The sequence below is a fragment of the Helicobacter valdiviensis genome, from assembly GCF_003245365.1.
Lineage (GTDB): Bacteria > Campylobacterota > Campylobacteria > Campylobacterales > Helicobacteraceae > Helicobacter_D > Helicobacter_D valdiviensis.
Genome location: NZ_NBIU01000047.1, coordinates 1 through 6769, shown reverse-complemented (window position 1 = coordinate 6769; position 6769 = coordinate 1). Strand labels below are relative to the sequence as shown.

Genomic DNA, 6769 nt, shown 5'->3' with positions numbered 1-6769 from the left:
AAAGTAGTAAGTGTAAAGGGTTCTTTATCCCAAAAGAAAGTCAATGGAGAATTTGTAATCTTACAAGAGCTTATTAGTGGTTCTCTAACAGATAAAGGAGTTCCCCTAAAGGTTAGCTTTACTCCTACTAAGTTTAAATTTGATCATAGCTTTGATATAGATAGGGGGTTAGGGGATATAGGAGGGGAGAGTAGTGTAAATTTAGAAATTGCACATTTTGATATTCTTACACCTTATAGAAATTTAAAAGAATTTTACTTTAGCACGAGCATTTATGAAAAAGCCAAAAATGATTTAGATTTTACACTTTATAAGAGCAATCAAGAAATAAAAATTGCATTTGCACCTATCCAAAAAGGAGAGGATTATAAAGATTTACAATTTGAAAGCACCCTAAGTGCAATTTTAGAAGAATTAAAAAAAGACTATGCGATAAATTTATTTAGTTTTAGAATTTTTACTCTAAAAATTGCATATTCTATTTTTGAATATATTTTAATTGTTCCAAAAACCATACCAAGCTTTATTTTAAAACAGCTAAAAGAAGCAAGGCAAAAAGAAGAAATAGGATTTGGCTATGGATTTTATGCAAATTTAAATAAGCCTTATACAAGAAAGACTTACGAAAATCTTGATATTCAAGGCAGAGTGTTTATAGCACCTAGCGGAATGGAAAAACTGCTTTTAAGGGTTAAATAGGGGGTTAATATGGAAGAAACAATTACAACAAGCATTAGCAATACTCTTGCAAAAAACACTCTTAGAGCTAATGTTTCATGGAAATTTTTTACTAGCTATGAGGAATTAGCATTGAATAACTACCCTTACAAAGAACTTATAGGCTCTATAAGTAGCCAAGAATTGCAAGAATATCTTCAAAATAGCAACCAACAAAAGGGAGCAAAAAATATCACTTTTAAAAAGAATGAAGAATTTTTGGGTATTAATTTAGAAAAAATTGTTGAGAAATTTTTCAAAATCTATGAAGAATATGATAAAGATGAGGCAAAAGATTATAATAGAGTTAAACGCGATATTAATGAGATAATAAAAAATATAAAGCAAATCCTTCAAAGCTTTCAAAATACTTTTAAACCTGCTTTTGAAAGTAGCTCTTTAGATGGGATAGAAGTTCCTATTACTTCTAGCGTTTTTAAAAAAGGCAAAGAAGATTTAGAGCAAATCATAAAAGAAATAGAGCGAGCCGAAAATGAAGTTTCTAAAAATATAGAAAATGAAAGCAGTTTTTATATTTTTAAATTATTGTATATAACAATCTTTCAAGCACATAGCCCCATTATTGGAACCTTAATTTCTGGGTTTTTATCATCGGGGGTTTTGATAGGTGTAATAAGGATTGTATTATTTGCTAGTGCAGCAGGTGCTCTTGTGGCAATTACAATGTTAGCTTGGGAAACCATTCGTTACTTTGCAAAACACAAAGAAAGGGCAGAACTAAAAGTAGAGATTTATAAATTCTATGATGTTTTGGATAAGTTATTTAAAGGATTAAACAGACACAATGGTGCTTTAGTGAGTGTTGTGAATCTTGATACAAATGATTATGGTAATATTTTAGAATATTATAATGATAGTATCATTACAAAAAGTTATCTTACAACTCCTAATCCTTTTGCTTTAGATCCTGCTTTAATCTATACTTTTACGCTCCCTAACGAAGCAGTTATCAAAGATAGTGAGGATAAAACACAAAAAAGTCGTGCAAATGAATTAAAAGAATTTTCCATTCTACATTACTTTCCGCCTAAAAATACACAATGGAATGATGAGCAGTTCTTAGCAAATAGTGCTTTTGATGTTTTAAAAAATATGACTTTGCAATTTAGTAATTTTTTATTTATACAAACTCCCCATTTTACTTCCACTCTCACATTAGATTTAATCTTGCAAAGTTTAAAGAGTAAAGAAAACACACAAGCTTTTTGCAATAAAGTTGTATTATGTGTATGCAATATTTTAGAAAGTGATAATATGCACTATCAAGTTCAAAACTGCATTCAAGAGGTTTTGATTAAAAGAGCGATGGGCGAAGAAAATCCCATATTATTTTTAAATTTAATCCAAAACTTTGAAAAAAAAGAGTTTTTTGAAAAGTTTGAAGAGAAGATTACTTTAAATTTTAAAGCACTTGAAGATAATTACAATAAAGGTGAAATTTTATTTAAAAGTGATGATAGCGAAATTTTAAAAGACAAACTTGAAATCTTAAAAAATAAATTTTATGGGTTAGAGCTTGAGGGGGTTGCTAATGCTTTTTATGATCTTAGTGATTTTATGAAAGATCATAAATATTTTAAAGCAGAATTAAAAGAAGTTTCCAATAATGCAATAGAACTTATCAAAGAAATGTTTGGATTTGATTTGATTCTTGGGAATTTTTTAGACTTTAAATCTAAAAAAGATAATAAGGGCTCACCTGCTAAAGAAGATTTAATCCAAGTAAGAAACAGAGTGCGTTCTCTTATTAATAAAATCTCTTTAAGCCCTAATATCTTTATAATTTCTCATATTTTTAATAATGCTTATTTTGCACAAAATTCTAAAGAGGAACTATCTGGACTTAATAGCTTATTAGAAGAAGTGCTAAAAAGCGAAGCCTTTCAAAAATTTAAAACTAATTTAGAAAGTGCATTAGATAATAGTGAGATTAGAAAGGTTGCCATAGCAATTATGCCTTTTAAAGAGGAGTATTTGTGGTTTAATTTTTTTAGATATGATATTCAAGTAAATTTATATGTTTTTATTTTGTATTTGTATAGTTTAGATTATAAAGATAATTTTAAGATAATTCTGCAAACTTTAAAAAACTCTCAAGATGAAAATATCCAATCAGAACAGGTAATAGACAATACCAAAATGGATAATGCTATTAATGAAATTATAGATGAGATAATAGAAAATTATATAGGAGAGCTTGCTTCTATTTATAAAGATGAAATAGACATTATAGAAAATAGCATAAACTATTCTAAAAAACGCATTGAAAATTGGATAAGAGATGAAAAGAGCTTAGAAACTCCACAATTAATTAATGAGCTAAAAAACACATTAGGGATAAAAAAAGATTTCAACAATGCTATTGCAAATGATAATGAAACTATAACAAATGAAAACCTAAACAACCTATTAAAAATCTTTCAAATAATGCAAATTAAACCAAAAAAATTCACAATAGATATTGAGATTATTCCCATTATGATTGCACTTTATATGTATGAGAAATATCCACACATTCAAGATGAAGAATTATCAAGAGCGGTTACTTTGATGTCTATGGGAATGCGTAGTAAAGGGGATAATTCTTATTCTAAATGGAGTGAGCATAATTTTTTTATCCCCAAAAAGCTTTCTAAGACTTTAATGATTGGAGATTTTTGCCATTCTGTGCTATTAGAGGGTTCTTTAAATGTGGGTTATTGCATACATAATCCAAGCAAAGGAGCATATCTAAAAAATGAAGAAGTAGCTAAAAGGCAATTTGTAGAATTTATAAAACAAAATTCCATACCCCACAATGGAAAATATTATGATGAAGATTATTTTAAAAACTACCAAGATTCAGAGGCTACAAGAATATATCAAGAAGCTTATTATAAAGTTTATTCCTATATAGATTTAAACAAAGAAGAAAAATTTAATTTTAAGACTTTAAGCAACCAAGAACTTCTTGAAGAAAAAGCCAAAGAAGAAAAAGCCAAAGAAGATAAAACCAAAGAAGAAGAATTTTATCCAAACAAAGATTTTTTAATTGCACTTAAAAGATTAGCAGAATATAATTATAAATTCTACAAGGGGGATACGGGATTGGAGGAAAAAGAGGAAAAAGAGGAAAAAGAGGAAAAAGAGGAATTGTGTAGAAGTAACTTCAAAGAACGCCTACTTAGCAATTTTATCTATAATAAAGATTTTATCCCAACTAATATTGATATTAAGGACAGACAATGAAAGGTGTAATTTTCAAAAGGAAAGAGTTAGATTTTTGGAAAAAATTTGATGCAGAAGTGATGAGTTTTGTTCTTCCACCAAATAAAAGTAAATTAGAATTTCTAAGGGATACTATCCACCACACCATCACCTCCTACAAACAAGCCTCTAGTAATGGCATAATTTGGAGCAAAGAAGAAAAAGAACTTTTTAAAACCCTTTCTTTAAAAGAACAAAGAAAAATGATTGTTAAAAAATCAGAATTAAAATCTGTTTTATTTCCTTATGTGAATGTAGATTATAAAGCTTATGAATATTCTACAAGAAGCAAAGAAAGTGGAATTAAAGAATTCAAAAAAGCAAAAGATTTATTGGATAAAAATCCCACACATATTGCAAACTTAGATTTTAAACTTAGTGAAGATATCCTACATTATTTAAAAATTGCTTATAAAAGTGGAAATTTAGAAGCAGGATATTATTATGCAAAACTTCTTTTTGAAAGAGCAACACAAACTAACCACAAAGATTCTCTAAAAGAACTTTTTTTAAGTGTTAGTATTGTAAAAGAGCTAAAACAATACAATATCCCAGAAGTTGCTTATTTATATTATGCAATGTATAAATGGAGTATAGGAGCTAAGCTTATCCATCAAGATATTGGTAGCTCACAATTATCTTTAATAAGAGAAGAAGCAAAAGATTGTTATAACTATGCACTAGAATGTGTAGTATGGGAAGCTATTGATGAAGAAGCACAAAGAGACATTATTGAGCGAACCCTTAGAGCTGCCGAACTTTATTTAGCAGCTGCTATTAAATACCAAAGCCCTATTGCCTTTTTAAAAGCAGCACAAAATTATGCTCCATCAGGCTTATCCAGTGAGGGTTTGGGTTATGCCCTAATCCCTTATAATGCCTCTTTAAGATGTTCTATTGCACTAGGTAACCAAGAAGCTTTAGAGACTCTTATTTCTAATTATGAATATGGCACAAGAATGATGCGAAAAAATCCTCTGCAAGCACAACTTTTAAAAACACATCAAGAAAAAAGAGAACTTATTAATGGATTGGATCCTTTCTTTGATGAGAAATTTAAGCCTGAATATATTATTGATTATGGCTATTTGTTTTCATTAGAATATGGCGGAACCATAGTTTATCCAGGTATTTCAAGATTAGTATCACAAGGAAGAATTAAAGATCCAAGGGATAGTGATTCTACAAAAGAAAGTATTAAAGAATATTATCTAAAAGTATGGGAGATGTTGGTTTCATCTACCAGCTACTATGGCTTTCCAAAAAATATGCCAGTAAGCTATGAAAGATTTATAGCCAATAAAATCTATTCCAAACTTATCTATGGCTATCCTTCTGCAAGGCCTTATGTCTTTCCTAAAGAAATACTAGATTTACCCATAGACTTTAATAAAGGATTAGAAGGCTATGGAAAAGATCCAGAAGAAGAAAGTAATTAATGAAAAGCAATTTTAAACAACGCCTACTTAGCAATTTTATCTATAATAAAGATTTTATCCCAACTAATATTGATATTAAGGACAGACAATGAAAGGTGTAATTTTTAAAAAGAAAGAGTTAGATTTTTGGAAAAAATTTTATACAAGACATCAAGAAGATGCTTTAAATTTTACAAAGTATGATTCAGATAAAGAGGCTTGGTTAAAAGAGATGCATAAAACCATCACCTCTTACAAACAATCCTCTAGTAATGGCATAATTTGGAGCAAAGAAGAAAAAGAACTTTTTAAAACTCTTTCTTTAAAAGAACAAAGAAAAATGATTGTTAAAAAATCAGAATTAAAATCTGTTTTATTTCCTTATGTAAATGTAGATTATAAAGCTTATGAATATTCTACAAGAAGCCAGACAAGTGGAATTAAAGAATTCAAAAAAGCAAAAGATTTATTAGATAAAAATCCCACACATATTGCAAACTTAGATTTTAAACTTAGTGAAGATATCCTACACTTTTTAAAAATTGCTTATAAAAGTGGAAATTTAGAAGCAGGATATTATTATGCAAAACTTCTTTTTGAAAGAGCAACGCAAACTAACCACAAAGATTCTCTAAAAGAACTTTTTTTAAGTGTTAGTATTGTAAAAGAGCTAAAACAATACAATATCCCAGAAGTTGCTTATTTATATTATGCAATGTATAAATGGAGTATAGGAGCTAAGCTTATCCATCAAGATATTGGTAGCTCACAATTATCTTTAATAAGAGAAGAAGCAAAAGATTGTTATAGCTATGCACTAGAATGTGTAGTATGGGAAGCTATTGATGAAGAAGCACAAAGAAATGATAGGGATCTTTTAGGGGCAGAACTTTATTTAGCAGCTGCTATTAAATACCAAAGCCCTATTGCCTTTTTAAAAGCAGCACAATTTTATGCTCCATCAGGCTTAACTAGAGAAGTATTAAATTACGCCCTAATCCCTTATAATGCCTCTTTAAGATGTTCTATTGCACTAGGAAGTAAAGAAGCTTTAGAAACTCTTATTTCTAATTATGAATATGGCACAAGAATGATGCGAAAAAATCCTTTGCAAGCACAACTTTTAAAAACACACCAAGAAAAAAGAGAACTTATTAATGGATTGGATCCTTTCTTTGATGAGAAATTTAAGCCTGAATATATTATTGATTATGGTTCTTTCCTTACTTCTTTTGGTTATGGTGGAACCATAGTTTATCCGGGTATTTCAAGATTAGTATCACAAGGAAGAATTAAAGATCCAAGAGATAGTGATTCTACAAAAGAAAGTATTAAAGAGTTTTATCTAAAAGTATGGGAGATGTTGG

The 6769-nt window shown here is 28.9% G+C and carries 2 protein-coding genes and 2 pseudogenes; all 4 read left to right on the top strand.

The window, feature by feature from the left end; genetic code table 11:
* A pseudogene (locus B6S12_RS11175) lies at nt 1–699 on the top strand (hypothetical protein); the annotation flags it as partial.
* Nucleotides 700–708: 9 nt separating this feature from the next.
* Nucleotides 709–3966, top strand: a complete 3258-nt coding sequence (locus tag B6S12_RS09880) for a hypothetical protein (RefSeq protein WP_111230625.1) — start codon at nt 709–711, stop codon at nt 3964–3966.
* The gene (locus B6S12_RS09875; protein ID WP_111230624.1) at nt 3963–5423 is read left to right on the top strand and encodes a hypothetical protein; all 1461 of its coding nucleotides are present in this window, start codon (nt 3963–3965) and stop codon (nt 5421–5423) included. The genes B6S12_RS09880 and B6S12_RS09875 overlap by 4 nt, the downstream gene beginning before the upstream one ends.
* An 88-nt stretch (nt 5424–5511) precedes the next feature.
* Nucleotides 5512–6769 (top strand): annotated as a pseudogene (locus B6S12_RS09870) (hypothetical protein); the annotation flags it as partial.